General features: G+C 34.7%; 27 protein-coding genes and 1 pseudogene. 21 read left to right on the top strand and 7 right to left on the bottom strand.

Features of this window, described 5'->3' with window-relative positions:
- The first annotated feature begins 36 nt into the window (after positions 1-36).
- The 13 genes from HUE87_RS11575 (at position 37) to HUE87_RS11515 (ending at position 13402) form a co-directional block, all read left to right on the top strand.
- On the top strand, positions 37-723 hold the full coding sequence (locus HUE87_RS11575; protein WP_194366541.1) for a 3-dehydroquinate dehydratase: 687 nt from the start codon (positions 37-39) through the stop codon (positions 721-723).
- Positions 710-1216: a FixH family protein gene (locus HUE87_RS11570; RefSeq protein ID WP_194366540.1), complete on the top strand. Its 507-nt coding sequence runs from the start codon at positions 710-712 to the stop codon at positions 1214-1216. The genes HUE87_RS11575 and HUE87_RS11570 overlap by 14 nt, the downstream gene beginning before the upstream one ends.
- A 14-nt stretch (positions 1217-1230) precedes the next feature.
- A complete protein-coding gene (locus HUE87_RS11565; protein WP_194366539.1) occupies positions 1231-3576 on the top strand; it encodes a PD-(D/E)XK nuclease family protein in 2346 nt (781 codons plus the stop codon).
- Positions 3576-6311 (top strand): RecB-like helicase, encoded by a 2736-nt coding sequence (locus HUE87_RS11560; RefSeq protein WP_194366538.1) that lies wholly within the window; start codon positions 3576-3578, stop codon positions 6309-6311. Before HUE87_RS11565 ends, HUE87_RS11560 begins: the two co-directional genes overlap by 1 nt.
- Before the next feature lie 4 nt (positions 6312-6315).
- On the top strand, positions 6316-6921 hold the full coding sequence (locus tag HUE87_RS11555; protein WP_194366537.1) for a LysE family translocator: 606 nt from the start codon (positions 6316-6318) through the stop codon (positions 6919-6921).
- A gap of 129 nt (positions 6922-7050) precedes the next feature.
- Positions 7051-7473: a 50S ribosomal protein L13 gene (gene rplM, locus HUE87_RS11550; protein WP_194366536.1), complete on the top strand. Its 423-nt coding sequence runs from the start codon at positions 7051-7053 to the stop codon at positions 7471-7473.
- A 10-nt stretch (positions 7474-7483) separates the two neighbouring features.
- Positions 7484-7873 (top strand): 30S ribosomal protein S9, encoded by a 390-nt coding sequence (rpsI, locus tag HUE87_RS11545; protein ID WP_194366535.1) that lies wholly within the window; start codon positions 7484-7486, stop codon positions 7871-7873.
- A gap of 116 nt (positions 7874-7989) precedes the next feature.
- A complete protein-coding gene (locus HUE87_RS11540) occupies positions 7990-9489 on the top strand; it encodes a peptide-binding protein (protein ID WP_194366534.1) in 1500 nt (499 codons plus the stop codon).
- 3 nt (positions 9490-9492) lie between these two features.
- The gene (locus HUE87_RS11535; RefSeq protein WP_194366533.1) at positions 9493-10131 is read left to right on the top strand and encodes an HAD family hydrolase; all 639 of its coding nucleotides are present in this window, start codon (positions 9493-9495) and stop codon (positions 10129-10131) included.
- A 118-nt stretch (positions 10132-10249) separates the two neighbouring features.
- Complete coding sequence (locus HUE87_RS11530; RefSeq protein ID WP_194366532.1) at positions 10250-10807, top strand: pyruvate flavodoxin oxidoreductase subunit gamma; 558 nt, start codon at positions 10250-10252, stop codon at positions 10805-10807.
- A gap of 10 nt (positions 10808-10817) precedes the next feature.
- Positions 10818-11213, top strand: a complete 396-nt coding sequence (locus HUE87_RS11525; protein ID WP_194366531.1) for a 4Fe-4S dicluster-binding protein — start codon at positions 10818-10820, stop codon at positions 11211-11213.
- Positions 11213-12436: a 2-oxoacid:ferredoxin oxidoreductase subunit alpha gene (locus HUE87_RS11520; RefSeq protein ID WP_194366530.1), complete on the top strand. Its 1224-nt coding sequence runs from the start codon at positions 11213-11215 to the stop codon at positions 12434-12436. The genes HUE87_RS11525 and HUE87_RS11520 overlap by 1 nt, the downstream gene beginning before the upstream one ends.
- A gap of 9 nt (positions 12437-12445) precedes the next feature.
- Positions 12446-13402, top strand: a complete 957-nt coding sequence (locus HUE87_RS11515) for a thiamine pyrophosphate-dependent enzyme (protein WP_194366529.1) — start codon at positions 12446-12448, stop codon at positions 13400-13402.
- Between the two features lie 126 nt (positions 13403-13528).
- Here HUE87_RS11515 and HUE87_RS11510 read toward each other — a convergent pair whose 3' ends face one another.
- From HUE87_RS11510 to HUE87_RS11500, 3 genes are read right to left on the bottom strand one after another with little or no spacing between them, the layout of a single operon-like run.
- Entirely contained in the window at positions 13529-14305 is a 777-nt protein-coding gene (locus HUE87_RS11510) for a CheR family methyltransferase (protein ID WP_194366528.1), read from the bottom strand.
- Entirely contained in the window at positions 14305-14883 is a 579-nt protein-coding gene (locus tag HUE87_RS11505) for a CheB methylesterase domain-containing protein (protein ID WP_229855148.1), read from the bottom strand. The genes HUE87_RS11510 and HUE87_RS11505 overlap by 1 nt, the downstream gene beginning before the upstream one ends.
- Complete coding sequence (locus HUE87_RS11500; protein ID WP_229855146.1) at positions 14864-16909, bottom strand: methyl-accepting chemotaxis protein; 2046 nt, start codon at positions 16907-16909, stop codon at positions 14864-14866. Before HUE87_RS11500 ends, HUE87_RS11505 begins: the two co-directional genes overlap by 20 nt.
- A 187-nt stretch (positions 16910-17096) precedes the next feature.
- Here HUE87_RS11500 and luxS point away from each other — a divergent pair, with 187 nt between their 5' ends.
- From luxS to HUE87_RS11480, 4 genes are read left to right on the top strand one after another with little or no spacing between them, the layout of a single operon-like run.
- The gene (gene luxS / locus HUE87_RS11495) at positions 17097-17600 is read left to right on the top strand and encodes an S-ribosylhomocysteine lyase (RefSeq protein ID WP_194366527.1); all 504 of its coding nucleotides are present in this window, start codon (positions 17097-17099) and stop codon (positions 17598-17600) included.
- Positions 17601-17603: 3 nt separating this feature from the next.
- Positions 17604-17906 carry a hypothetical protein gene (locus HUE87_RS11490; RefSeq protein WP_194366526.1) on the top strand — a complete coding sequence of 101 codons (303 nt, stop codon included), beginning with the start codon at positions 17604-17606 and terminating at the stop codon, positions 17904-17906.
- The gene (locus tag HUE87_RS11485; protein WP_194366525.1) at positions 17903-18070 is read left to right on the top strand and encodes a hypothetical protein; all 168 of its coding nucleotides are present in this window, start codon (positions 17903-17905) and stop codon (positions 18068-18070) included. The genes HUE87_RS11490 and HUE87_RS11485 overlap by 4 nt, the downstream gene beginning before the upstream one ends.
- Before the next feature lie 12 nt (positions 18071-18082).
- Complete coding sequence (locus tag HUE87_RS11480) at positions 18083-18832, top strand: tRNA (5-methylaminomethyl-2-thiouridine)(34)-methyltransferase MnmD (protein ID WP_194366524.1); 750 nt, start codon at positions 18083-18085, stop codon at positions 18830-18832.
- On the opposite strand, the gene recQ is transcribed toward HUE87_RS11480, so the two are convergent.
- Genes recQ through HUE87_RS11460 form a run of 4 tightly spaced genes read right to left on the bottom strand, consistent with a single transcriptional unit; the run spans position 18829 to position 22222 of the window.
- Complete coding sequence (gene recQ / locus HUE87_RS11475) at positions 18829-20610, bottom strand: DNA helicase RecQ (RefSeq protein WP_347401021.1); 1782 nt, start codon at positions 20608-20610, stop codon at positions 18829-18831. The two genes, HUE87_RS11480 and recQ, sit on opposite strands and share 4 nt — an antisense overlap.
- A complete protein-coding gene (locus HUE87_RS11470; RefSeq protein ID WP_194366522.1) occupies positions 20600-20866 on the bottom strand; it encodes an EscU/YscU/HrcU family type III secretion system export apparatus switch protein in 267 nt (88 codons plus the stop codon). Before HUE87_RS11470 ends, recQ begins: the two co-directional genes overlap by 11 nt.
- A 2-nt stretch (positions 20867-20868) precedes the next feature.
- On the bottom strand, positions 20869-21486 hold the full coding sequence (locus tag HUE87_RS11465) for a riboflavin synthase (protein WP_194367963.1): 618 nt from the start codon (positions 21484-21486) through the stop codon (positions 20869-20871).
- Positions 21487-21535: 49 nt separating this feature from the next.
- A complete protein-coding gene (locus HUE87_RS11460; protein WP_194366521.1) occupies positions 21536-22222 on the bottom strand; it encodes a tetratricopeptide repeat protein in 687 nt (228 codons plus the stop codon).
- A 92-nt stretch (positions 22223-22314) separates the two neighbouring features.
- On the opposite strand from HUE87_RS11460, the pseudogene mnmG reads away from it, so the two are divergent.
- The 4 genes and pseudogenes from mnmG to HUE87_RS11440 all read left to right on the top strand — a co-directional run bounded on the left by mnmG (position 22315) and on the right by HUE87_RS11440 (position 26890).
- Positions 22315-24188 (top strand): annotated as a pseudogene (gene mnmG / locus HUE87_RS11455) (tRNA uridine-5-carboxymethylaminomethyl(34) synthesis enzyme MnmG).
- A gap of 10 nt (positions 24189-24198) precedes the next feature.
- Positions 24199-25077 (top strand): hypothetical protein, encoded by an 879-nt coding sequence (locus tag HUE87_RS11450; RefSeq protein ID WP_194366520.1) that lies wholly within the window; start codon positions 24199-24201, stop codon positions 25075-25077.
- A 60-nt stretch (positions 25078-25137) separates the two neighbouring features.
- Positions 25138-25662 carry a ubiquinol-cytochrome c reductase iron-sulfur subunit gene (gene petA, locus HUE87_RS11445; RefSeq protein ID WP_229855145.1) on the top strand — a complete coding sequence of 175 codons (525 nt, stop codon included), beginning with the start codon at positions 25138-25140 and terminating at the stop codon, positions 25660-25662.
- 13 nt (positions 25663-25675) lie between these two features.
- Positions 25676-26890 (top strand): cytochrome b, encoded by a 1215-nt coding sequence (locus HUE87_RS11440; protein ID WP_194366519.1) that lies wholly within the window; start codon positions 25676-25678, stop codon positions 26888-26890.
- Positions 26891-26899 lie beyond the last annotated feature (9 nt).

Raw genomic sequence — 26899 nt, 5'->3', positions numbered from 1 at the left:
AACACCAAATCATCTCTATATTGGTTAGGAAATTTTTTGAAATTTTCACGAGGGCTTGCGGCCCTCATCCTCACGTTACTGTTTAACACATCACTTACGGCGCAATATTTATATAAAGATGAAGTTATTTTCAATCCTGCTTTTGGTGAACAGATTGAAAAACTGGGTTATGAACTACATCAAAAAACCGGAATATCTTTGAGGCTGATTATGCTTAAAGAGCTCCCAAATAAGATGCGTATAGTTGATTATGAAAAAGAGTTGATGAAAGATTTCAGTGAACCTACAGTTTTGCTTACCTTTTCAGAGATGGACTCCAAAGTGGACATATTGGCAAGTGAGCCCTCTTTATATAAGTATTTCGATAAAAAACAGATTTTAAGTCCAATATCATCACCGGTTCAAGCTTTTGTAATCGCTTTGATGAATATGGATTTTAGTGATATGACAAGTGGTGGCACAATCTTACCTCTATTGGCTCAAAAAGCTAAACAAGGTGAAGTGCTTGGAAAGTACAGCGGTTCAATGTTTAACGGCTACGCTGATATTGCAGAACAGATAGCAGAAAGTAAAAATGTAGTTTTGCAAAATGCAGTCGGCAATGCTAATCAAAACAGTATTTTACTCGTGAAAGTATTGTTTTACGGCATTATTGTTTATGGTATAGTCTTGTATATTAAAAGAAAACTATATTTTATAAGGAAAAAAAATGAGCTTAGCTAACGGTAGAATTTGGCCATACGCAATTGGTATATCAATAATGCTTGTATTTAGTGCTTGCATAGTAACTGTTGTTGTTGCAAATACACTTCCTGTTGAGAATAGCGATACTTATATGATGGGCTACCATGAAGCTGATGCAAAAGCAAATGAGTTAATACAAGCAAAGATTGCATTTGATGAAAAATATAAGATTGAGTATATAACTGACGCTCTACATGTAGAGGGTTCAACAATAAAATATAGAGTTACGGACGTAAACTCTCAACCGGTAAACAGTGCAAAGATAAAAGTTATTGTAACAAGACCAAATAACCATAAGCATGACCAAGAGTTGATTAACCCATCAGTAGAAAATGGAATTTATACTTTTAACACAATCAAACTTCCACAAGAGGGAAGATGGGATATTATGGCAAAAGCAAATGTGCTAGATGTTCAAAGATTTTACAATGTTAAAGCCGACACTAGAGCTAAAGAGGCTTTTGAATATTAAGCTATAATTCTTTTATGAATAACTCAACTATAGTCTTGCCATCAGCCCGCGCAATAAGAGCAGAGCAGATGGCAATAGAGAACTCAACTCTTTTTCTCCCAAACTTTATTACTATGAGTGATTTTATCTCAAAGTTATGTATCGTTAAAGATTTTAAAACACTTGATGCGGATAGCAGAGTTTTACTTCTCCTTGAAGCTTCAGACTTTAACGCATTTACGAAACTTCAAATCCAGAGAAACTTTTTCACATTTACTAAAAACAGTTCATATATTTTTAAATTTTTTGAAGAGCTAAGTGCTGAGCTGTACGACATAAAGAGATTGGATACCTCAGATATTTACGGTGAGTATGAGGAGCATATAACAATTTTACAGGAGCTGTACAAAAGATATGAACTCTTGTGCAGTGAGAGAAAACTCTTAGATAAAATATTTTTAGCAAAACTCTACAACTTCAACGAAGCATATGCGAAAACCCATAAAAATATAATCTTACATGTAGATGGCCATTTAACAAACTTTGAACTGGAGCTTTTACAAAAATGTTGTGAGTTTAGCACGGTACATGTAGTGTTTAATACTACTAAGTTTAATTCTAAAATGCAGAGTAAATTCTTAGAGTTAGGTATAGTTTTGGAGGAAGGTTTCGAGTATAAAATATCTTTAAACGAGAGCAGGATAGTTAGTTCTCACAAGCAAGAGCAAAACAAAAATGTTACATGTGAATCTTTCAGTGAGACAATGCTGCAAGTCGCATTTGTGCAAAAAAAGATATATGACTTTATTAAAAGCGGACATAAACCTGAAAATATAGCAGTTATACTCCCAGATGAAAAATTTGCTCCAATGCTTAAAGCTTTCGATGAAAAATCAAACTTTAACTTTGCAATGGGTGAACCGTTTAACAAAACAAAGATTTATGAAAAACTAGACTCTACATGTAAGTTCATAGACCAAGATTCAAAAGAGAATGAAGCTAGGCTGGAGAGAGTTGGTGATGAGTTCTACATGTTGCTTCGAAGTATATACTACAAAAAAAGTCACGAGGTAGATATCTTAGTGTTTTTGAGAGAGTATAAAGAGAGATTTTCAAACAAAAAAGAGATAAAAATATTTGACGAAGAGCTTTACAGTTTTAAAAATATATTGCCATATATGAGAGAGATGGGTGTGAAATCTCTACTTTCAGTTTTCTTGCAGAGGTTGGCAAGTAGAACTATGGATGATGTAAGAGGTGGAAAAATAACTGTTATGGGTGTTTTAGAGACTCGTTCAGTTAGGTTTGATGCGGTTGTAATAGTTGACTTTAGCGACTCCAATGTGCCAAAAAAAAGCGACAAAGATATGTTTTTAAACACAAGCATAAGAGAGATGGCGAACCTTCCTACTATGAGTGATAGAGAAAACCTTCAAAAACACTACTATGAGATGCTAATCATTAGAAGTAAAGAGGTTGCAATCTCATTTGTAAAATCAAGCGACAGCTCAGGTTCAAGGTTTTTAAAGCAGCTAGGGATTAAAGAGAAAACTCTACATGTAGAATCTGGTTATGCAAATATTTTGTTTGAGAAAAAGACTACGTCAGCAAAAGAAGAGGAAGAGATAAAGCTCGAGTATAGTTTTAAAAATCAAAAACTATCAGCTACAAGACTTAAAAACTTTCTTACATGTAAAAGAAAATACTATTACAGATATATCAAACATATTTATGGACATGAGATACCAAAAGATATGCCTAAAGAGTTTGAAATTGGTTTAGATGTACATGAAGCGCTAAAAGAACTCTACACGAAAAAGAGCAGTTACTCCAACGTAGATGAGCTCAAAAAAAATCTACATGTAGAGCTTGATGATGCTTGTGGAGAGAGTGAGTTAGAGAAGTATTTAATAGCTATACAAAAAAGAAATCTGGACAAGTTTTGTGAAGAGGAAGTTAAAAGATTTGCTGATGGCTGGGAAGTTTATAAATGCGAAGAGAGTATGGAATGTACCTTTGCAGGAATAACATTGGCTGGGCAGATAGACCGAATAGATAAACGTGCCAATGAGATATTTGTACTTGACTATAAAACTGGAAAATACCCTCTTTATACAGAGAAAAACTTTACAGAAGCAACAGACTTCCAACTCGAATTTTACTACTTGTTAGCTGGTGGATTAGGCAATGTTGTCGGGTGTGGATACTATGACCTTAAAGAGTCCAAAATTGTAAATGAGGCTTTTTTGCAAGAGAAGTTAGCAGTTTTGGAATCAAATATAAAAGATTTGCTCAACATAGAAGATGTAAATTTTGAAAAATGTGAAGATTTGAAAAACTGCTTGTTTTGTGATTATAAAGTAATGTGTGGTAGAGAGTAATGGCATTTGTAAATAATCTAGCTTATGAAGCGAGTGCAGGAAGCGGAAAAACATTTATGCTTGTTGTCCGTTACCTTAGTCTGCTATTTCAGGGTGCCTCACCATCTAAGATTTTAGCCCTTACTTTTACAAACAAGGCAGCTAGTGAGATGCAGGAGAGAGTTGTTTCAACTCTCGAAGAGCTTGAGAATCGTGGAGAGCTTGATGAGATAGTCAAAGTAACAGAGTTGCCGCGCGAGTTCCTGCTTGAGAACCGCCAAAGAATTCTAAATGAGTTTTTAAATTCACATACAAAAATCATGACGATTGACAGCTTTTTCACGCAGATACTAAGAAAGTTTTCTCTGTATGCCTCTTTGATGCCTGACTTCTCTACTTTTGCATCCCAACACGAGCTTAAACTACTTTCTAGATTTTTAAAAGAGGTGACAGTTGCAGGTAAAAAAGAGACTCTGGTAGCATTATCGCTCTCTTCAAAAAAACGACTTACAGATATATTTACACTTTTGGATGAGTTTTATGTGAAGTTTTCAGAGCTTAAAGATATGGAGTTTTCAAAGCAAAACTATCTGCAGTTCGAGGAGGAGGCTATGCTTTACATGTCAGAGCTCAGAGCACTCGTTGAGTCCTGTGAAGCAGCTTCGAAAACCGCTATAAAATCAGTAGAAGCAGAAAACTTTTATGAACTCAGCCAAAAGGCTTGGATAGCAAGAGAGTCACTTGATTACAGTACTTTTAAAAAGTGCTTTACCCCTGTTATGGATGATTTGCTACTCAAAATTCAAGAGGCTGTAAAAAATCAAAACCGTGCAAAAGAGCAGAACTTTTTCTTTGGTATAAAAGAGCTGGTTGACATCTACGCAAAGAGCAAAAAAGCTCTCTACATGGATGACAGCGAACTTAGTTTTTCTGATGTCACATACTTGGTTTATGAGATTTTAAATCTGATTGACGACAGTGAGTTCTTATACTTTAGGCTTGACTCACAAATAGAGCATATGTTGCTGGATGAGTTTCAAGACACAAGTATTTTGCAGTATGAAATTATGAAGCCGCTTATAAATGAGATTACCTCAGGAAATGGAATTTTTGACAACGGGAGTTTCTTTTTTGTTGGAGATGTTAAGCAGTCTATTTATAGGTTTCGAGGCGGTGTTTCATCTCTGTTTGGAACTGTTCAAGAGGAAAATAACACACATGTAGAAAAACTTCTAACAAACTACCGTTCACAAAAAGAGGTTATTGAGTTTGTAAACAGTGCTTTTATTGAGAAGATAAAAAACTACTCTCCTCAGTTAGTGCGACCAGAAGCAAGTGGCGGTTATGTTGAAGTTATCCATAATGACGAACTACTGCAAGAGGTCACAACACAGGTTCAAAGACTTCTTAGTAATGGCGCAAACATAAATGAAATAGCAATCTTATGTGCAACAAACGGTGACGGTGGAGAGGTTAAACAGGCTTTAAATACTCAAAATATAGAGGTTGTAACAGAGACTACAACAAAGCTTATAAACCAAAGAAGCGTGAAAGCTATTTTGGAGTATTTGAAGTATCTTTACTTTAGAGAAGATATCTACATGTACAACTTCTTTGCTCTTATCTCACAAGATGTTAAGGGTATTAAAAGAGTTGATTTTAACGAAGTTAAGATTATACATGTAGTTAAAGATGTGATTGAAAAATATGAACTTTTCAGCGATGATTTTAACCTGATTAGATTTTTAAATGCCATCTCAAAATATAGCGATATTGAAGCTCTGCTTTTTGAGTATGAACGTTTAGATACAAGTGCCGCAGCGTCTGAGCTCAACGGTGTAAGAGTCCTTACAGTTCATAAATCAAAAGGGCTAGAGTATGAACATGTCATAGTTATGGACAGACTCAAAAAAGCGCCACCCGCAAGAGATTCTATAATTTATGAGTATGATGATATAACTTTGAAAAATATTTATCTCCGAATAAAGGGTCGTGACGCAATAGATAAGCAGTATGCTAATGCACTGACAAAAGAGAGGACTTTAGTCCGTGAAGACAGCTTAAATGCTCTGTATGTTGCATTTACAAGAGCGCGAGACAATCTTATTGTAATTATGAAATCAAAAGGCTCGATATTTGAGATTTTAGACCTTACATGTAAGAAGAGTGGAACGCTTACATGTACAAACTCTTCAAATATTTCTACATGTAAAGAGGAATTTAAAGCTTTGGAGTATAAAAATCTTTATTACGGAACTCAAAGTGATATTTTAAAACTAGAAGATGATAAAGAGGAAGATTTAAAGTCTATAAACTTTGGTCTTGCTATGCACTATATGTTGGAGATGTTGGGAGAGTTTCGCGAAGAAAACATTATAAATGCCAAAGATATGATGATAAATAAATACGGACACTCTTTGGAAGATGAAGAGGTGCTGGATATAGAAAACCGTGCTAAACTCCTTTTACAAAATGATAAATTCAAGACTCTCTCTAGTGGAGAATGTTACAGAGAACAAGCGATTAGATATAAAAATAACTTGAGATATATAGACTTATTGGTAAAAAGCGACACACAAGAAAGCCTGTTTGGGAGTTGGAATATTATAGACTATAAAAGTTCTGCATCTTATAGTGAGCATCACTTAAAACAAGTTCGTTACTACGTTAAAGCCATTAAAGAGATTACAGGTGAAGATGTAGATGGCTATATATGCTATCTCTTAAAAAATGAAATAAAAATAGTAAGTGTATAACTAAATGGTTTTATCATATATGGAAGGTTTTTTACTAGGCTTAGGTGCTGCAGTTCCATTGGGGCCTATAAATATTCTTATTATGAATGAGTCTGTTAAGAGATACAAAAATGGTGTCATTATAGGGCTTGGGGCGATGAGCTCTGACATAACGTATCTATTTTTAATTATGTTTGGATTAATGATTTATGTGAATCAACCAGAAATTTTGAATGGTTTGTCTCTTTTTGGAGGAGTTTTTTTAATATATTTAGCCTACACCATATATAAAAATAGAGATACAAAAATTGATATACCAATACAGCAGGTCGCAAAGAAAAGTAGTATGAAACTGTACCTAAAAGGGTATATATTAACATCTGTAAACCCATACACTGTAGGGTTTTGGTTTAGTGTTTCTGGCTACATAGCTGGTAAAGAACTAAATCCGTTTATTACACTCTTTGGTATGCTTAGTGCAATACTTTTATGGATAACTCTTATGCCTTATTTGGTACATAGAAGCAGACATAAAATATCGCAAAGAGTGTCGCATTGGATTAGTTTAGTATCATCAATTATCTTGTTTGGCTTTGGTATAATGATGTTTATAAACCTTTTTTACAATTAAAAAATCAATCACTCTCCCAAACCTTAAATAAACCAAAAATTAAGCTTCTTGTAAGTTTATGCAGATATACTTTCGCCACTAAAACAAGCAGGTTATCTGTTTGTTAAAATCTAAGATAAGGGTTCAAGAATGAAATTTACAAAAATTGCAACTTCTGAACAAATTGATCAAAAATGGATTTTGATCGACGCTGAGGGTAAAACTTTTGGTCGTATGCTTACTGAAGTAGCTACTATACTTCGTGGCAAGAACAAAGTATGTTGGACTCCAAACATTGACTGTGGTGACTATGTAGTTATCGTAAATGCTTCTAAAGCAAAATTTAACGGTCTAGGTAAAATTGCTAATAAAGAGTATTTTTCTCACTCAGGTTACTTCGGTAGTACTAAAAGTGTTAAAATGACTGAGCTTTTAGAAAAAAACCCAGAGAAGCTATATAAATTAGCTGTTCGTGGTATGCTTCCTAAAACTAAGCTTGGTGCTAAAATGATTAAAAAATTAAAAATTTATGCAGGTGCTGAACATCCTCACACTGCACAACTTGCTAAGTAAGGATTGACATATGGCAAAAATATACGCAACAGGTCGTCGTAAAGCTTCAATAGCAAAAGTATGGTTAACACCAGGTACAGGTAACATAACAATCAACGGTCTTTCGTTAGACGCATGGTTAGGTGGATTAGAAGCTAAGAAACTTCGTGTTAAGCAACCACTTGCTTTAACAAAACAAGATACTTCAGTTGATATCGTAGCTAGCACAATGGGTGGTGGTTTTGGTGGTCAAGCAGATGCACTTCGTCACGGTATTTCTCGTGCATTAGTTACATTTGATCCAGCATTAAAAACGATTCTTAAGCCAGAAGGCATGATGACTCGTGATTCACGTGTTGTTGAACGTAAGAAGCCAGGTAAGCGTAAAGCTCGTCGTTCTCGTCAGTTCTCTAAGCGTTAATCTATACAAAAACTTTTTATCAGCGCTTTTTGCGCTGTTAAAACCTCTTCATAAACTTTTCATTAACTAACAACTCTAAGTAACTTTGGTATAATCTCTTTAAAAAAAGAGTAATTTTGCACTACATAATACTGCTGTTTTTATCCATAAACCTTTTTTCATCAACACTCAACCTTGCAACTTCAACAAATCCGGCACGATTAAACCCTATCTTGGCAACAGACTCAAGCTCATCAGAGATAACAGGTTTTTTATTTAACGGGCTTATAAAATATGACAAAGATTCATCCACAATTATAGGTGATTTGGCAAAAGAGTTTTACTACGAGGACAATACAACCCTTATATTCAAGCTTCATAAGAATGTTAAGTGGCATGATGGGGAGATTTTCACTGCAAAAGATGTTGTTTTCACTTATGATGTGCTTGTCTCATCAAAAATAAGCTCACCATACAGTGCAAATTTCAGATTTGTAAAGAGTGTTGAGGCACTTGATGAGTTGACTGTAAAAGTAAAGTATAAAGAGCCATATTTTAAGGCTTTGGAGACTTGGATGATGGGAATATTACCAGAGCATGTACTAAAAGATGAAGAAAATCTGATGAATTCATCTTTTAACACAAACCCAATTGGAACAGGTGCTTATAAACTCTACCAACTCGAACACTCTAAAAATATCATTTTAGCAGCATTTGATGATTATTTTGAAGGTCGTGCAAAAATAGACAAAATCTCTTTTCACGTCATAGCAGACCCGATGACACGTTTTTTAATGTTGAAATCATCTGCTTTAGATGTTGGGAGTATAGAACCTATGCAGTTTGAAAGACAGTTAAGTGAAGGTTTTTTTAATAAGTTTGACACATATGAGCAAATTTCAAGGTCATACACATATCTTGGTTTTAATTTAAGACTAGAAAAGTTTAAAAATCCTAAAGTAAGAGAAGCGATTTCCCTGTCAATCAACAGAGATGAGATAGTAAAAATTTTATTTTTTAATCATGCAAAAGTCTGTACTGGCCCGTTTCTACCAGGAACTAAAGCTTTCAACAAAGATGTAAAAGCTCCAACACAAAATATTAAAAAAGCTAAGCAACTCCTGAGTGAGGCTGGATATGATGAGAACAATCCATTTACTTTCGAGATTGTTACGTCAAACTCAAGTGCTATAAGACCTTATGCAGCACAGATAATTCAGCATCAGCTTAAAAGTGCTGGTGTTATTGTGAACTTAAGAGTTATGGAGTGGCAGGCATTTTTAAATATGGTTGTTTTTCCTCATGAATTTGATACTGTTCTTCTTGGTTGGGGACTCTCACCTACTCCAGACCCATACATGTTTTGGCACAGTGACAGTGATAAAAAAGGTGGCTTCAACCTGGTTGGATATTCCAATCAAAAGATAGACGAAATGATAGAAAAATCTCAAAGTATTATAGACAGAGATAAGTTGTCGGTTATGTGGAAAGAGATGTTTAAAACAATAACAGATGAAAATCCATATCTCTTTTTGTATATTCCAAACTCAATTACAGCAATAAATAAAAATATAAAAAATGTAACTCCAAGCCCTAGCGGAATTTGGCATGATTATATAAACTGGGAGAAAAATTAGACTATGATTATACTATTTGATTTAGATGGAACACTTATTGACTCAACAGAGGCGATTTTGGAGACTTTTCACCACTCTTTTAATGTTCATAAATATCCCAATCCAGAGGATGAAGAGATTAAAGCGCTTATAGGATATCCACTTGATGTAATGTATGAAGAGCTAGGTGTTCACAGAGATGTTGTTTGGGACTATGTATCAACATATAAAGAATACTATCGAGAGATTTCTACACTAAGGACAGAGCTTTTAGAGAATGCAAGAGAGGCAGTAATTAAGGCTAGTGAATTTGCGGTTCTAGGTATTGTTACGACGAAAACAGGAGAATACTCTAGAATTTTAATGGAGCACTTTGAATTAATGCAGTATTTTGAAGTTTTAATTGGCAGGGAAGATGTTGAGAATCCAAAACCGCATGAAGAGCCTATATTAAAAGCTTTGGAAAAACTAGATACTAATAATAAAGAGATATGGATGATAGGAGATACTAAGTTAGATTTAATATCAGCCAAAAACGCAAAAGTAAACTCCATAGGCCTATTATGCGGATATGGAGAGCTAGATTGTTTAAATAAATATACAAATGTTATATTTAATGATGCCCTAGAAGCAGTTAAATATCTTCTTAATAGGAAAATATAACACACTTTATTAAGTTAGTTATAAAGTGCATAGTTTCAAGCTATTTTTAAGAGCAACTTGTCTAGAATATTAAGTAAATTAGAACAGCTTGTTCTTATAATAAATAGAAGGAGATTATATGCTAGAAATTAGATGGCATAGTCGTGCTGGACAAGGCGCCGTAACAGGAGCTAAAGGTTTAGCAGATGTTATTTCTACAACTGGTAAGCATGTGCAGGCATTTGCATTTTACGGATCTGCAAAACGTGGAGCTTCAATGACAGCTTACAATCGTGTTGATGATAAAGTTATTATGAATCATGAAAAATATATGAAACCAGATTATGTATTTGTAATCGATCCTGCATTGGCTCTTACTGGTGATATTACATTAAATGGCAAAGATACTACAAAATATATTGTAACTACGCATTTAACTGCTGAAGAGTTAATAGAAAAGCAACCAAAGCTTACTGGTAAAGAGGTTCATACGGTTGACTGTATTACTATTGCTAATGAAACTATTGGTCGTCCTATTCCAAATACACCAATGCTTGGTGCATTTATGAAAATTTCTGGAATGTATGATATAGAATTTTTTAAAGAGAGCATGAAAAGAGTTCTTAAAAAATTACCACAAAAAATCATTGACGCGAATATGCTTGCAATTCAGCGTGCTTATGATGAAGTGAAATAAGGAGTAGATGATGGAACATAAAGGATGGGATGAACTTGAAATCGGAGCAATACTCCGTAGTTTTGATGGCAAAATCGACGATGTTGCAGGAACAGTACAAGAGGATCGCGCATATTCAGAAAACAACTCTTTTAAAGCAAGTGTTGCAGATTGGAGACTAGTTAAGCCAGTATTCAATAAAGATTACTGTATTGATTGTCAATTTTGTTGGATTTTTTGTCCAGATATGTCAATTATTTCAAGAGACAAAAAGATGATTGGTGTAGATATGGATCACTGTAAAGGTTGTGGAATATGTGTTGAGGTTTGCCCTACAAACCCAAAATCACTTCTAATGTTCCCTGAACAAGCAGATGATGAGGCAGAACTAGCTTCATGGCCTAAAAAAGATGAGGAGCAAGCATAATGGCATTTGATAAAATGGAATTAAATGAGACTGAAGTATGGGATGGTAACTTTGCCGCAGCACAAGCTTTAAGACAAGCACAAGTTGATGTTGTTGCTGCATACCCAATTACACCATCAACTCCAATAGTTGAAGGTTATGCAAAATTCAAATCTGACAACTATGTTGAGGGCGAATATGTAATGGTTGAGTCTGAGCATGCGGCAATGAGCGCATGTGTTGGTGCAGCAGCGGCTGGTGGTCGTGTTGCAACTGCTACATCTTCTCAAGGTCTAGCACTTATGGTTGAGGTTCTTTACCAAGCATCAGGAATGCGTTTACCAATCGTTTTAAACCTTGTAAACCGTACTTTGGCTTCACCACTGAATGTTAATGGTGATCACTCTGATATGTATCTTTGTCGTGATAGCGGTTGGATTCAGTTTGATGCATTTTGTCCACAAGATGTTTATGATTTAAACCTTATTGCTTTTAAAGTTTCTGAAGATCATGATGTAAGACTTCCAGCAATTGTAAATCAAGATGGATTTATGACTTCTCATACAGCTCAAGGTGTAAATACATTGAGTGATGATGTAGCATATAAATTTGTTGGTGACTATAAGCCAATGAATGACATGTTGGATTTTGAACATCCTGCAACTCATGGTGTTCAAACAGAAGAAGATTGGCATTATGAGCATAAAGCTCGTCAACACAGAGACCTTATGCTTAATGTTCCACCAAAAATTGATGATGCTTTTGCAGAGTTTGAAAAACTAACAGGTCGTAAATATAATCCTGTTGAGTGTTACGATATGGATGATGCAGATGTTGCAGTATTTTGTATGGGTACATCAGTTGAAACAGCTCGTGAAGTTGCAACTGAGATGAGAGCTAAAGGTATCAAAGCTGGTGTTGTTGGTCTTCGTGTTGTTCGTCCATTCCCATTTATGGCAGTGGCTGATGCACTTAAAGATATAAAAGCGGTTGGTGTATTAGATCGTTCATCTCCAGGTGGTGCAGCAGGAGCTATGTTTAACGAAATTGCTGGTTCATTATTTAACACAGATTCAAAAGTTTTACTTTCTGGCTATATTTATGGTCTTGGTGGTCGTGACTTAACTAAGGCACACTTAGTAGATCTTTTCAATGAGCTTCAAGCAAATGCTGATGCTGGTAAAATAACTACTCAATTACAACAGTTTATCGGTGTTCGTGGACCGAAACTATCTTATTTATAGGAAGTTACAATGAGTGAAATTAAAAAAATTAAAAACTTAAAAGAGTTCTCAACATCAGCAGATCGTTTTGAGGGTGCAAACCTTCTATGCCCTGGTTGTTCTCACTCTATCATCGTTCGTGAAGTTTTAAATGCAACTAATGATGATTTAGTATTATCTGCTTCGACTGGTTGTCTTGAAGTTTGTACGGCAGTTTATCCATATACATCTTGGGATGCTTCTTGGATTCACATTGGTTTCGAAAATGCTTCAACAGCAGTTGCGGGTGCAGAGTCAATGTACCAAGCACTTAAAACAAAAGGTCGCCTGAAGCAACCAGAACGTACACCTAAGTTTGTTGCATTTGCTGGTGATGGTGCAACTTATGACATTGGTTTACAATGGCTTTCAGGTTGTATGGAAAGAAATCATGACATGATGTATGTTACTTTAGATAATGAAGTATATGCAAATACAGGTGGACAACGTTCAAGTTCTACTCCAATTGGTTCAAGTTGTACAACTTCACCTGCTGGTTCTATTTCTTATGGTGAGACAAAGAATAAGAAAGACATTATGGGTATTATGGCAGCTCATAACATTCCATATGCTGCACAAGTTTCTCCAAACAAATGGAAAGACATGGTTAAAAAAATCCAAAGAGGTTTTGCAACTGAAGGTGCAGTGTTTATTAATGCTGTTTCTGCTTGTACTACTGAGTGGAGATTTGATCCTAAAGATACAATGATGATGACTGATTTAGCAACTGATTCATTAGTATTCCCACTTTATGAAGTTATTGATGGAAAAGAGTGGAATATTACATATAGACCTAAGAATGTTGTGCCAGTTGAAGAGTATTTAGCTGCACAAGGTCGTTTTAAACACTTATTTAAAGATGAGTACAAGTACTTAATCAAAGAGTGGCAAGAGCGTGTAGATGCTCAATGGGCATATCTACAAAGACGTGAAGAAGCTAGAGTTTAAAGACTTTTTAGCTTTCGCACATCTTGTACCAGATGAGCAAATGGCAGACTTATAGTCTAGCCCTTTTTGCTTCTCAGGCACAATCTACATAAAATCTAAAACCTTATTTCATAATCCCAAATTTTATTAAAACAAATCAGCATGTCCAAAAAAAACTTTATATTTATCATCTTTTCTCATACTCTCTAAAATTTCTTTAGCTTTTAACCTTGTTCCATTGTCAAAATAGATAAGCATATTTCTTGAAAATATAAAGTCAAATTTACCAATTTGCTTGAAAGAAGAATCAAATATATTTGCAAGTTTAAAGTTGACAAGTGATTTTAAGCTGTCATTTAATATATATTCATCACCATGCTTTGTGAAGTACTTTTCAATAACACCTGATGGTAGATTTCGTACATTTCTTTCTCTGTAAATAGATTTGTTTGCTTTAGTAAGTGCGTCTGAGTTTATATCAATACCTGTAATATGAAAATGATAAGAAGGAACACCTGCTTCAAGCAGAGCAATTGCAATAGAGTAAGATTCCTCTCCAGTAGAAGATGGCGCACATAAGATATCTACTTTAGAGTCTGCTTTTTTAACTAAATCAACAAGTTCTGCAATTTGTTTAAATTCTCTGTAAAAATATGTTTCATTAGTTGTAAGATAATCAATTAGCTCTTGTTTAATATTTTTATTATGCTCTATTGTATTTAAAAGTTCGATAAATGAATAAATCTCCCTTTGTTTGCAAAAAGTAGTTACTTTGCTTTGTAGTATACTGGTTTGTCTATCAAAAGTTACACCTGTTTCATTTTTAAAATACTCGGCAACAGGTAAAATATCTTTGTAGTCCTCAGTTTTTAATATTTTCTCTACTGCCTCTACTGTTTTGTTTTTCTTTAAGAATCCAAACATTAATTACAAAACTCCTTTATACTGTTAATAATTTCATTTATATCAGATACTTCAATATTTGGAACATCTTCTCTTGCTCGAAATGGCATGCCATCAACTATCGCGCTCTTCTCACTTTCAGTAATACACCTTACTCCATTAATAGAGAGTTGCTTGCACCCATTAATGCCATCATCGCCTATCCCAGTAAGGATAACGCTAAGCATTACTATGTTATTGCTAAAGGGAACTAAAGAGTTAAAGAGAGTATTGATATCTGGATTGTATTGGTGCTCGTCAGATACTTGTATATTGAAATACAGTTGTGAGCTTTTTTCAGCGATGGACGTTAATCCATTTGAAATATATATATGATTTGTATCAAGATTAAGACCATCAGTTACCATAGATACCGGATTGACACTAATGTTTTTTAGTCTTTTTGCAAAGCTAGGTAAAAAAACATCAATCATGTGCTGTGCAATAATTATGCTTATATCACTCAGTTGGGGTAATGACTTGATGATTTTTTCTATTTGTCCTGGACCTCCAGTGGAGGCGCCAATAAGGACAATTTTACTAGGTGCGGAAAGTTTCAAGCTTAGAGTGCAGTTCGTCAGTCATTGAGTTTAGCTGGTCAGCTGAAGCTGCAATCTCCTCAACATTACGAGCATTCTCAGAAGACAACTCATTAATTTGTGTAATTTTAGTAACTATTACTTTAACACTTTTTCCTGTACTCTCAAAATCTTTTACAGTTTCATCACTTGCTTTTACAGCTGCATCAACAATACTAACAGATAGATTTATTTTTTCTTCAACATCTGTTGCTGTACTTGCAAGTGCTTGAATCTCCTCGGAATTATTGCTCATTTGACCACTGACATCTGATATAGATTGAACTATTACATTTATAGTTGCATTGATCTCTGTTAGGGTTTTTTGTGTTCTCTCAGCTAGTTTTCTTACTTCATCTGCTACTACCGCGAAACCACGACCATGCTCGCCAGCTCTTGCCGCTTCTATTGCCGCATTAAGTGCTAAAAGATTTGTCTGGTCTGCAATATCTGAAATAATTTCAAGAATAGTTTTTACTTCATTTGCATCAGTGGTGAGAGTTGTCATCCTGTGTGCAAGTTCAACTTCGAGTTCAGCACTATGTTGTATACTGCTTGTAAGAGACACTACATCATTTCTTGCGTCAGTTAGAGTTTCATTTGCCTGTAAGATATCTTTTTTACTCTCTATAGCATCAGCAATTGCTTGTGTGATTTCAGTACTGATATTTTCTGCTGTTCTAGTAGCTTCATCAACAACTGCTACAGATTTTTCAACATTTTTGCCAACTCCCATTGCTGTAGTGGATAGTTCGTTAGAGATTGAAGAATTTTCAGACGAACTTAGTTTGGAGGTCTCAATCAGATTTCTAAGTTCATTCATAAGTTTATTGAAACTATGTGCTATTTGAGAGATTTCCTTAGGAGCATTTTCATCCACTTTTATGGTTAAGTCATTATTCTCACCAATGTTGAGTAGAGTATTTTTAAACTTATTTATTGGGCTAACTATAGAAATGTTAACCATAAGTATCGAAATGACAATAATTACCAATAGTGCAAAAATAGAAGCAATAATAATACTGTTTCTGATAGAGTTTGGAACAATATTAATTTCATCATAATTTATATCAGAAAGTATAGCCCATAAAAAATCCTCTCCTACTTTAATACTAGTAAATGAACTAAGAACACTATTCCCTGTATAGCCGATTACTTTTTTAGTGTCAGTTTTGCCAGAAAGAGCCTCTTTTGACGCTTCTGTGTCAATAGAACCTTTTTGCGGATTAGAAAAAGAAGCTTTTATTGAGTGGTTTTCAGGGTCAATAAAGCTGTCACTTCTCATTAGCTTATCAGGACCAACCAGATAATCCTCTTGTGAATCCCCATAACCAGTTCTATATTTCATTACATTAGTTATAGTTTTATCATTAATCTGAAATACTAAAACTGATTTTGTCACACCATTAAGCTTAACAGGTGTTGCAAGAAACATCGAGGGCTCATTGTTGCTTGGTTCATAAGGTTGCATGTCAAAAAAAGTAGGTCGATCATTTTTAAGTGCATTTCTATATGCTTGGGCTAAACCACTTTTATTAAGGGGACCAACAGTAATATTTTGTCCATAATCAGAGCGTTTTGATGCTGTGTACATTACATGTCCATGTTTAGAGCATACAATATATATATCAGCTAACTTATAAGCTTTCATGTAATTTTGAAAAAAATTATCATGCGGAAGTGTTTTATCTACAGCCAGTGGATTAGTAACAGGATAATTGTCAGTTGCTTGTACTTTTAGCTCTTTATGTACATATATTAGGTCATTAATAAGGCTTTCAACATTTTGTGCATGTGATAGCACATCCACATCACTTATAAGTTCACTGAAAAATGACTCTATAAAGCTTTTTTTCATATCCCTAGCTGTCGTTAGTTGATTATAACTATTTTTCATCAGAGCCTCTTTGCTCATTGTGCTCGATATGTAAGTTGTGATTATCGCTAATATAATAAGAGATACTGATGTTAGTAGTAATACCTGTATTTTAATAGATATATTTTTCACCTTAATTTTCCCTTTTAGTTTAATTGTGTAACTTTAGCATAAAGTTATAACAAATGTAAATACAATATAATAATCAAATTGTGATAATGTACACTGAATGTATGTAAAGCTATTTTTAGTTTGTATATTTGTTATCTTTAATTAGATAAAAAACGATACAATCACCTAATTTAAATAAGGAAATAATATGCCATTATTAGACAGTTTTACAGTTGACCATACAATTATGCCAGCACCTGCAGTTCGCCGTGCAAAGGGGATGAAGACTCCTAGTGGAGATGACGTTACAGTATTTGATTTAAGATTTGTTAAGCCAAATGAAGAGATTCTTTCACCTGAAGGGATACATACACTAGAGCATCTTTTTGCTGGTTTTATGAGAGAGCATTTAAACAGCGAAAAAGTGGAGATTATTGACCTCTCTCCTATGGGATGTAGAACAGGTTTTTATATGTCACTTTTAGGTGCTCCTGATGAAAAAGTTGTGGCAGAAGCTTGGAAAGCTGCTATGGAAGATGTCTTAAATGTAAAGAGCCAAAATGATATACCAGAGCTTAATCTATACCAGTGTGGAACATATAAAATGCATTCACTAGAAGATGCAAAAAGTATTGCTTCTGCTGTATTAAGTAAAGATATCGGCATTATGGATAATGATACTTTAGCACTAGATTTGTCAAAAGTAGAGTAAGCAATGTATATTTTACTTCCGATGGATAGCGATGATGTCCAAGAGGCATCCCTCACTAAAATAGAGGATGCAAAAATATGGGCTCAACTACTTATAGAAGAGGGTGAGCTTGTAGAGGTAAGCCACAACATTGATAATAATGCATTTGAAAATCTTAGTGAGTGTGCAGTCGTTATTAATGACAATGAGCATGTGTGGCCATTTATGGAGAAAAATATGATGGTTCTAGTTGCTCATACTGGGAGAAGTATAGATGATATAGTTGAAGCGTATCTATTTAAAGAGCTTCATGATTTAGCATATTGAAACAGTCTATAGAACTATTTATTCCTCTGGCAGATAATCATTATTTACAAGTTGCCACTGCTCAAGATGATATAAGTGAAATTTTTGAAGAGATGATGCAGGGTGTTGACGGTTATGATTTAGTCATGGCTAAAAAAATGCACATGTGGGGTAATGGATTATAGTGAGTAGATTCTATGTCATTTAACACCGAACTTCATCAAATGACTTTAAGTGATGACGGCAGTTACACTGCTTATTCAAAAGAGTATGATGAGCATTATCACTCCACAAAAGATGGAGCACTTCATGAGTCTTTGGTTAAACATGTTCATCCGGCATTTAAGATAAAGCAACACCTAAAAGAGATAAATATATTAGATATTTGTTTTGGTTTGGGTTTTAATACATTGGCGACCATCTATTATCATAAAAAAAACTCTCTTACATGTAAGCTAAATATTTACTCTCCAGAGTTAGATTCTGCACTCATAAAATCTTTGAAAAACTTCACTTACCCAAAAGAGTTTGATGAGTTTAAACATATTGTTTTAAAACTTTGTGAAACAGGAGCGTATCAAGATGAAACTCTACATGTAGAACTGTTCGTTGGTGATGCAAGAGAGTATATCAGAAACTTTAAAGACAAATTCGACATAGTATATCAGGATGCTTTTTCACCAAGTAAGAATCCAACTCTTTGGACAAAAGAGTACTTTAGCGATATTAAAAACACTATGAAAAAAGATGGAATTTTGACAACCTACTCAATGGCGCTTGCTACAAGACTTGCCCTTTATGAGAATAGTTTTAACATTTATATAAATAGCGGTGAAGGTTTTCGTGATGCTACCGTTGCCTCAATGAGTGAGCTAAAAGAATTTCTACATGTAGATATGAAGCATAAGATATCGTGCAATCCAGATGTTAAGTCTCTCAGAGATTAAGAGTTAATAACATTTAAAAATTCTTCTCCAAACTGCTCAAACTTTTTCTCGCCAACACCATTAACTTCAAGCATGGTGACCTTATCAAAAGGTTTGTCATTTGCAAGATGTTTGAGAGTCTTGTCTCCAAAAATAAGGTAAGCTGGAACTCCCATTTTGGATGCCATTTCGCTTCGTTTAGTGCGAAGTTCTTCAAATAACTCTTTATCATAATCAAACTTGTCATTTTGTCTAACTTTTTTGTCTTGACCTTTTACCTGAAGTCTTGAAGATTTTATATCAACTGTTTTTTGCGATTTTAGTATCGCTATGGCATCATTTGTAAGTTTTAAAGAACTAAACTCACCAAGGCTCAAAATCTTCATCTCCATTAAACGCTCTATAATTACAAACCACTCTTTCTTGCTAAGATTAGAACCTATATTGTAGACAGATAGTTTGTCTGCACCATTGCTTAAAAGCTTTTGCTCTGTTGAACCACGAAGTATATCTATGATGTAGTTTTTTCCGAAATTTTGTCCAGTTTTATAAATTGTGCTCAATACCATCTGAGCCTCTTTTGTAATATCTTCTCTTAAATCATCTGAGTTTGAGCAGTTGTCACATCTATTGCCACATTCATCAAGTGTGTCTTCAAAATACTCAGCAAGTTGTTTGTGAAAACATATCTCACTTGTCGCATATTTATAAATGCTATCTATTTTTGCATCTAGATGATTTGCATAGTTTTGGTCTGGGATGTCTTTTAAAAATTGTTTTTGCATTATCATATCAGAAGAGTTAAAAAGTAGTAAAACTTCGCTATCTTCACCATCCCGTCCAGCACGACCTATCTCTTGGTAGTAGTTTTCTTGTGTTTTTGGCAGAGACATGTGAGCAACAAAGCGAATATCACTTTTGTCAATCCCCATTCCAAAAGCAATAGTTGCTACCATTATATTTACTTTGTCATTAACAAATATTTTAAAGTTGTTTTCACGAATATGTTGAGGAAGTCCAGCGTGATAAGCTAATGTCTTATAGCCAGCTATATTTAGATTTGAACTTAACTCCTCTGCCTTTTTTCTTGAACTCACATAAATTATTCCACTCTCATTTTCATGACGCTTGAGAAAGTTCTTTAGTTGTGCTTGACCATTCGTAATGCGTCTCTCTGAAGATATGTAGAGGTTTTTGCGAAAGACTTTACCTTTAAGTAGAAGTGGATTCTCAAGTCGCAGTTCTCTTATGATGTCTTGTGTCACATGATTTGTAGAAGTTGCAGTAAATGCACAAATATTGGAGTTTGGAAAATTAGATTTCAACCTTCCCAAAGCTCTGTAATCATCACGAAACTCATGTCCCCATTGGGAAATACAGTGCGCTTCATCTACTACAAAAAAGTTTATCTTTAGTTGGTTAAGTAGATTTAGTGTCCACTGCGTGTTTAATCTCTCTGGAGAAAGATATAAAAATTTCAGTTGACCCATCTTAGCAGAGTAGACAATATTGTCTATATCTTCTTGACTTTGAGCAGATGAGATCATATCTGCACTGATTCCTTGTGCTTTTAGTGAAGCTACTTGGTCTTGCATAAGTGCGATAAGAGGGGATATAACGATGCTGATACCATCTTTTATAAGTGTTGGAAGTTGGTAAACAAGTGATTTTCCACCACCAGTCGGAAGTATCATAAGCAGATCACGATTTTCTAAAATAGCATCAATGCCATCTTCTTGAAGCTCTCTAAAACTATTGTGGCCAAATATGTCTTTTAGGACTTTGTTTTTATTTTCCAATTTTAAAGTTTTTCTCATTTTTCATAAGCCAGATGAAAACATCTGCTATTGCCTGGTAAAGCTCACTTGGAATCTCTTTGTCAATCTCTAAATCAACTAAAGAGTTTACAAGTGCCTCATTTGCAAATATTGGAATATCAAACTCTTTTGCCTTGGCGATAATGTTTTTAGCAATTGTCCCTTTTCCGGAAGCTATGACTTTTGGAGCTGAGCCGCTCTTTTTATCATATTCTAAGGCAACGGCTTTATCTGCCATTTTTAATATCTTGCACTTATTGAGTCAACATCGTCCCAAGAGAGTGAAGCGGCTTTACTTTGATGAGCAATTATATGCGAAACATATCTAGCAAACATGTCTGTTTCAACATTAACATGTGAGCCCTTTTTATAGTTTCTAAATAGTGTCTCTTTCATCGTGTGGGGAATTATAGTGAGTCTAAAGCTATCACTCATCACATCGTTAACAGTCAGACTGACTCCATCTATAGTAATAGAACCTTTAGGAATAACAAAAGCTATATATTTTTTATCTACATGTATAAAAACATCAAAAGAGTTTCCGTTATTTTTTATCTCTTTAATAGTACCAATACAATCTACATGTCCTTGAACAATATGACCTTCAAATCTGTCACCCATCATCATAGCAGGTTCTATATGAACTTCATTTTTGTAGTTCTCCATAGCTAAAAGTTTTTGACTCTCAGGAGATAGTTCTACGCTAAAGCCATCATTTAAGACCTTTATAACCGTTAAACATGCTCCGTTAATAGCAATAGAATCACCAATTTTAGCTTTATGCTTTGCTCTAATTGTAAGGGTACTTCCGACTAAACTTTTAACATTCGCAATTTCTCTTATTAATCCAGTAAAAATGTTATATCCTTTTATTTCTGCCTCAAAGAGGCAAGCTTCAGTGTTATATCTAGAAGACTATCTTACCCTCTTCTTGTAAGCCTTTGATAATCTCTTTGGCTTTAACATGACCTTTATAGGCAGCTTTTCTACATAAATCAAGTGCTTTGTCATGGTCTTGCTCACACCCAAAACCTTGGTCGTAGAGTTGACCAAGGTTGTAAAGACTCTCAGCTAGGCCACCCTCAGCGGCTTTAGAAAAACAGATAAAACATCTTGCTTCATCTAGACTAACACCATGTCCCTCTTTGTAAAGAACACCAAGATTATTGAAAGACTCGAGATGTCCTCTTTTAGCTCCCTCTTCATACCAAAAAGCAGCCTCGGAGTAGTTTTGAGCACATCCTAGTCCGCGCTCAAGCATTAGAGCAACTTCATACATAGCGGGTGGAACTTCTCTTGTCGCAGCCTCCATATGAAGGTCGTGCGCTTTGAATTGGTCGTGTTCAACTCCGCTAAGACCATTCATATAAAGGATAGCTAAATTGAAAAGGGCATAAGGTTGTTTTGCCTCAGCCGCTTTTTCATAAAGCTCAAGTACTTTTTTATCGTTTTTTTCACACCCTTGAGCATTTTGGTACATGTAAGCTAGAGATGTTTGAGCATCTGCATTGCCATCTTCTGCTAATATTGAGTACAGCTCAAAAGCAGTCGTAAAATCGCCTTTATTATAGGCTTCATGTGCTTTGTTTATCATAATTTATTAAAAACCCTAACTAATTGAATATATATTATGCAAATGATACTCAAAAATGATAAAATTCGGCTAAAGATAATATGGAATAATATATGATTTATGATGTAATAATTATTGGCGGCGGTCATGCCGGTGTTGAAGCGGCTCTATCGTGTGCCAGAATGGGCAGTAAGACCTTAATGATTTCTATGCTTGCCGAAAATGTTGGTGCTACAAGTTGTAACCCTGCCGTTGGTGGTTTAGCGAAGGGTCATCTAGTTCGTGAGTTAGATGCTCTTGGCGGTGAAATGGGACTTATTACAGACGAAGCGGGTATTCAGTTTCGCATTTTAAATGAGACAAAGGGTCCTGCAGTTCGTGGTTCTCGTGCTCAAATAGATATGGATAAGTACCGAGTTATTGCAAGAAATAAAGTTTTAACTACTCCAAATCTTGATTTAGTCCAAGAGATGGTTGAATCAATTATAGTAGAAGATGAAGAGGTCAAAGGTGTTAAAACAAACCTCTTAAACGACTATAGAGCCAAAAGGGTAATCATAACAAGTGGAACATTTTTAAAAGGTGTTATTCATATTGGTGAGATTAAACAAGAGGGTGGTCGTTTTGGTGAACAGACGAGCGTAGGTCTTAGTGACTCACTGAAAAAATGTGGACTGCAAATGGGTAGATTGAAAACTGGTACATGTGCCAGAATTGATAGCTCGACAATAGACTTTTCCGTTATGGATGAGCAAGGCGGAGATGAAGTTCCAAATCCGTTTAGTTTTAGAACAAACCGCGAAGAGTTTAGAAAAACTAAGAAGCAAATTCCATGTTTTATAGCTTATACAAATGAAGATACTCATAATATTATTGAGTCAAATTTTTACAGAGCACCACTCTTTACCGGTCAAATCGAGGGAACAGGACCAAGATATTGCCCAAGTATAGAAGATAAGGTGAATAGATTTCGTGATAAAGATAGACATCACCTCTTTATTGAGCCGCAAACTATGGAGAATACAGAGTGCTATATAAATGGTATGAGTACATCTTTACCGCCAGAGGTTCAACAGCAGATGATTCACTCAGTTGTTGGAATGGAGAATGCGAAGATTGTTCGTTACGGGTATGCGATAGAGTATGATTTTGTTGATCCAAGAGAGTTAAAACACTCCCTTGAGACTAAAAAAATTAAAGGTCTATATCTAGCTGGACAGATAAACGGAACAACAGGTTATGAAGAGGCAGCAGCTCAAGGTTTGATGGCAGGTATAAATGCAACTCTAAGCATTCAGGGAAAAGAGCCACTTGTTTTACGTAGAGATGAAGCATATATTGGCGTTTTGATAGACGATTTGGTAACAAAAGGGACTAAAGAGCCCTACCGTATGTTTACATCTCGTGCAGAGTATAGACTTCTTCTTCGTGAAGAGTCTGCAGACACAAGACTTAGCAGATATGGACATGAAATTGGTTTGCTTAGTGATGAGGTATATGAAAAAGTAAAACTAAAACATCAGCAAATTCAAGATGGTGCACAACTTCTTAATGAAACAAAATACACTCCAAATAAAGAGTTTATAGAATTTTTAGAGTCTATTGGTGAAGAAAAGATTAAAGATACTATTACAGCTCAACAGTTGGTTGCTAGAAAAACTTTTGATGTTCAAAAATGGTAAAACTACTTCCAGAATTGGATAAATATGATGACTATATTAAAGAAGAGATTTTAGTAGAGGGAAAATATTATCGTTATATTATAAAGCAGAGTGAAGAGATCCAAAAGATGAAAAAATATCTTAAAATCAAAATCCCTGAAAACTTTGATTTTAGAATTGTTAGTGGATTGTCAACAGAGATTATTGAAAAATTAGAGACTTTTAATCCTCCAACTCTTCAATCTGCATCAATGATAAGTGGAATAACACCAGCTGCTATAGAGATACTCCATATATATATAAAAATAGCAGGCAGAAAAAAATAAGGTAAAAAAGATGAATGTCTATTACTACGTACACACAGGGCACCGCATAGGTCTTGACAGATTTAGAAGAGCATGCACAATTATCCGTTCACTAGGTGATATTGAGATTACACTTTTATGTTCTGATTTTCGTATTGCAAATGAGGCTAAACATTTTGGTGTCAAAAATAGTGTAGGGATTGATGTTATTAGAAATATTCCAAACATTGCACATAACGGCTCTAAGATAATCTTTGATTCTGAAGAAGCAAACCCTATAATGCTTGAAGATATGAGAAAGTATTTCTCCACTTTTATTCGTGTTAGTGATAATAAAGATGATAAAAAAGAGCAAAATGAGTTTTTAATATCTCCATATTTAGATGGAGTAAATATCTGTAATGCTTATGCAGTAGATGAAAAGTTCTATGCAGAGGGAGCATCCGAAAAAGAAAAAACTATTAAATTGTCCTATTTTTTTGGAGATGATGATTATGAAAAAGATTTAGAGAAAAACATTAATATGATTGATGGACTTAATCCAGATTTACTATTGGGTTTTTACTACTTTTTTGATTATGAAGATATGCTAAAAGAACAATTTCCAACCCACCACGAGTTTGAAGATTATGATGAAGTTATTATGAATTCAGAAGTTTTAATAACAGCATCCCCACAGGCAGTTTTAGAAAACCTTGCTTCAGGCGGGAGACCTATATATATTCAAAGAGATGATTACACCACAGACTTTTTAGAACTTTTTGAAGAATTAAATATACCAATAGTTAAAAATTATGATAAAAAATGCCTTTCAAATGCCATTAAATCCATATATGAGCATAAATATTCTAAAATGAGACAAAATAGTAACAAAATGGTAAAATTTATAAAAGAAAACTTAAATTTATAATTACTTAAAACTATTTTAGTATATAATCAGTCTTTAAAAATTACAAGAAAGAGAGCAAATATGCATAATAGTAGCCGTAGAGGTTTTATGGGCAAAGCATTTGGCGCCGTTGCAGGTGTTGGTGCAATAGGTTCATTAGTTGCAATGAAAAAAACTTGGGATCCGCTTCCAAGTGTTAAAGCAGCTGGATTTACAACTCTTGATATGTCAATATATGAAGAGAACGTGTTAGTAACAGAGAAGTGGAGAGGGAAGCCTATTTTTGTTATGAAAAAGACTGAAGCAATGGTTGCAAAAGCAACTGAAAGTCAAAAAGCTCGTGACATTGTTATTTCTGGATCACATTATATGATAGCTATTGGTTTATGTACGCACTTAGGTTGTATACCTGCATATAATGCTGCAGAGGAAGGTTTTGCATGTGCTTGTCACGGTGGTCAGTTTGATTGGTCTGGCGAAGTAACAAAAGTTCCACCTCCACGCGGTTTTGATATACCTCCATTTAAAATAGATGGAAACATGTTGGTTTTAGGTGAAGCTGGACCTGAATACACAAAAATGAAAGAAACTGGCATAACACTTTAAGGAAAGGACATAAATGGCACATTTTACAAAAGCGACAAGTGTTAAAGATTGGTTAAACCAACGATTAGCAATTGAAAAAGTAGAAAAGGTAATGGGATCTGAGTATTGGATTCCTAAAAACATTAACTTCTTGTGGGCAATGGGTATGATTCTAGCAATCACATTTGCAATACTTTTAGTTTCAGGCATATTCTTATTAATGTATTATCAACCAAATGTTGATACAGCATTTTATAGTGTAAACTATACAATTATGAGAGATGTAGATTTTGGTTGGTTATGGAGACATGTACATGGTGTTGCGGCATCTGTAGTTTTCTTGGTTATCTATATTCACATGTTTACAGGTATTTATTACGGCTCTTATAAAAAAGGTCGTGAGATGATTTGGATTTCTGGTATGCTTCTTTTTGTTGCATTCTCAGCAGAAGCTTTCTCTGGTTATATGTTACCATGGGGACAAATGTCTTACTGGGCTGGTATGGTTATTACTAACCTTTTCTCAGGTGGTTCGTTACATGCTGATGGTTTAGTTGAGTGGATCCGTGGGGATTATATTCCTGCTCAAGCATTCTTAACTCGTTTCTTTATGCTACATGTGGTTCTTATTCCATTGGCTATTATTGGACTAATTGGGCTTCACTTTGCTGCTCTTCGTATTCCACATGTTAATAACCAAGATGGTGATGAGATTGATTTTGATGCTGAAGCTAAAAAATATTTAGATGGTGACAAAGCTGGTTCTAAAGTTATGAGATTTGCAAATGACTTTATGTCTAAAGATATGATGGTTGTAGGAGTTTACTTAGTATTCTTTTTCTATCTAACTTTTTACAACTATGGCTTTGCAATGGATCCTGTAAACTTTGACCCTGCTGATGGTCTTAAGACTCCGGCACACATCTATCCTGAGTGGTATTTCTTGTGGTCTTATGAGATTCTTCGTCCATTCTCTATTGATATAGGTCTAGTAGCATTCGGTTTTGCACAAGTAATCTTTATGTTATTACCATGGTTAGACAGAAGTCCAAACTCAGTTCCAGCATCTCGTCGTGGAGCATTTAAATATTGGTTCTGGATGATGCTGATAGTTATGATAGTTTTAACTGCTATGGGTAAATTACCTCCAGAAGGTATTTTTAGCACTATTGGTTTAGTTGCAGCACTACTGTTTATTGTAATGTGGATTGCACTTCCATTTATTACAGCACGTGAAAAAAAAGTATAGGGAGCGAAA

Origin of the sequence: Candidatus Sulfurimonas marisnigri (assembly GCF_015265475.1) — a bacterium.
Lineage (GTDB): Bacteria > Campylobacterota > Campylobacteria > Campylobacterales > Sulfurimonadaceae > Sulfurimonas > Sulfurimonas marisnigri.
The sequence above is the reverse complement of the archived record's forward strand: the minus strand, read 5'-3'. Positions and strand labels throughout refer to the sequence as shown.

Bases quoted from the DNA above. Each gene is read 5' to 3' on its own strand.
- HUE87_RS11560 (WP_194366538.1), top strand. From the start codon at position 3,576: ATGGCATTTGTAAATAATCTAGCTTATGAAGCGAGTGCAGGAAGCGGA.
- rpsI (WP_194366535.1), top strand. From the start codon at position 7,484: ATGGCAAAAATATACGCAACAGGTCGTCGTAAAGCTTCAATAGCAAAA.
- HUE87_RS11515 (WP_194366529.1), top strand. From the start codon at position 12,446: ATGAGTGAAATTAAAAAAATTAAAAACTTAAAAGAGTTCTCAACATCA.
- petA (WP_229855145.1), top strand. From the start codon at position 25,138: ATGCATAATAGTAGCCGTAGAGGTTTTATGGGCAAAGCATTTGGCGCC.
- HUE87_RS11440 (WP_194366519.1), top strand. From the start codon at position 25,676: ATGGCACATTTTACAAAAGCGACAAGTGTTAAAGATTGGTTAAACCAA.
- luxS (WP_194366527.1), top strand. From the start codon at position 17,097: ATGCCATTATTAGACAGTTTTACAGTTGACCATACAATTATGCCAGCA.
- HUE87_RS11525 (WP_194366531.1), top strand. From the start codon at position 10,818: ATGGAACATAAAGGATGGGATGAACTTGAAATCGGAGCAATACTCCGT.
- rplM (WP_194366536.1), top strand. From the start codon at position 7,051: ATGAAATTTACAAAAATTGCAACTTCTGAACAAATTGATCAAAAATGG.
- HUE87_RS11565 (WP_194366539.1), top strand. From the start codon at position 1,231: ATGAATAACTCAACTATAGTCTTGCCATCAGCCCGCGCAATAAGAGCA.
- HUE87_RS11510 (WP_194366528.1), bottom strand. From the start codon at position 14,305: ATGTTTGGATTCTTAAAGAAAAACAAAACAGTAGAGGCAGTAGAGAAA.
- HUE87_RS11460 (WP_194366521.1), bottom strand. From the start codon at position 22,222: ATGATAAACAAAGCACATGAAGCCTATAATAAAGGCGATTTTACGACT.
- HUE87_RS11570 (WP_194366540.1), top strand. From the start codon at position 710: ATGAGCTTAGCTAACGGTAGAATTTGGCCATACGCAATTGGTATATCA.
- HUE87_RS11520 (WP_194366530.1), top strand. From the start codon at position 11,213: ATGGCATTTGATAAAATGGAATTAAATGAGACTGAAGTATGGGATGGT.
- HUE87_RS11470 (WP_194366522.1), bottom strand. From the start codon at position 20,866: ATGGCAGATAAAGCCGTTGCCTTAGAATATGATAAAAAGAGCGGCTCA.
- HUE87_RS11530 (WP_194366532.1), top strand. From the start codon at position 10,250: ATGCTAGAAATTAGATGGCATAGTCGTGCTGGACAAGGCGCCGTAACA.
- HUE87_RS11480 (WP_194366524.1), top strand. From the start codon at position 18,083: ATGTCATTTAACACCGAACTTCATCAAATGACTTTAAGTGATGACGGC.
- HUE87_RS11490 (WP_194366526.1), top strand. From the start codon at position 17,604: ATGTATATTTTACTTCCGATGGATAGCGATGATGTCCAAGAGGCATCC.
- HUE87_RS11555 (WP_194366537.1), top strand. From the start codon at position 6,316: ATGGTTTTATCATATATGGAAGGTTTTTTACTAGGCTTAGGTGCTGCA.
- HUE87_RS11450 (WP_194366520.1), top strand. From the start codon at position 24,199: ATGAATGTCTATTACTACGTACACACAGGGCACCGCATAGGTCTTGAC.
- HUE87_RS11535 (WP_194366533.1), top strand. From the start codon at position 9,493: ATGATTATACTATTTGATTTAGATGGAACACTTATTGACTCAACAGAG.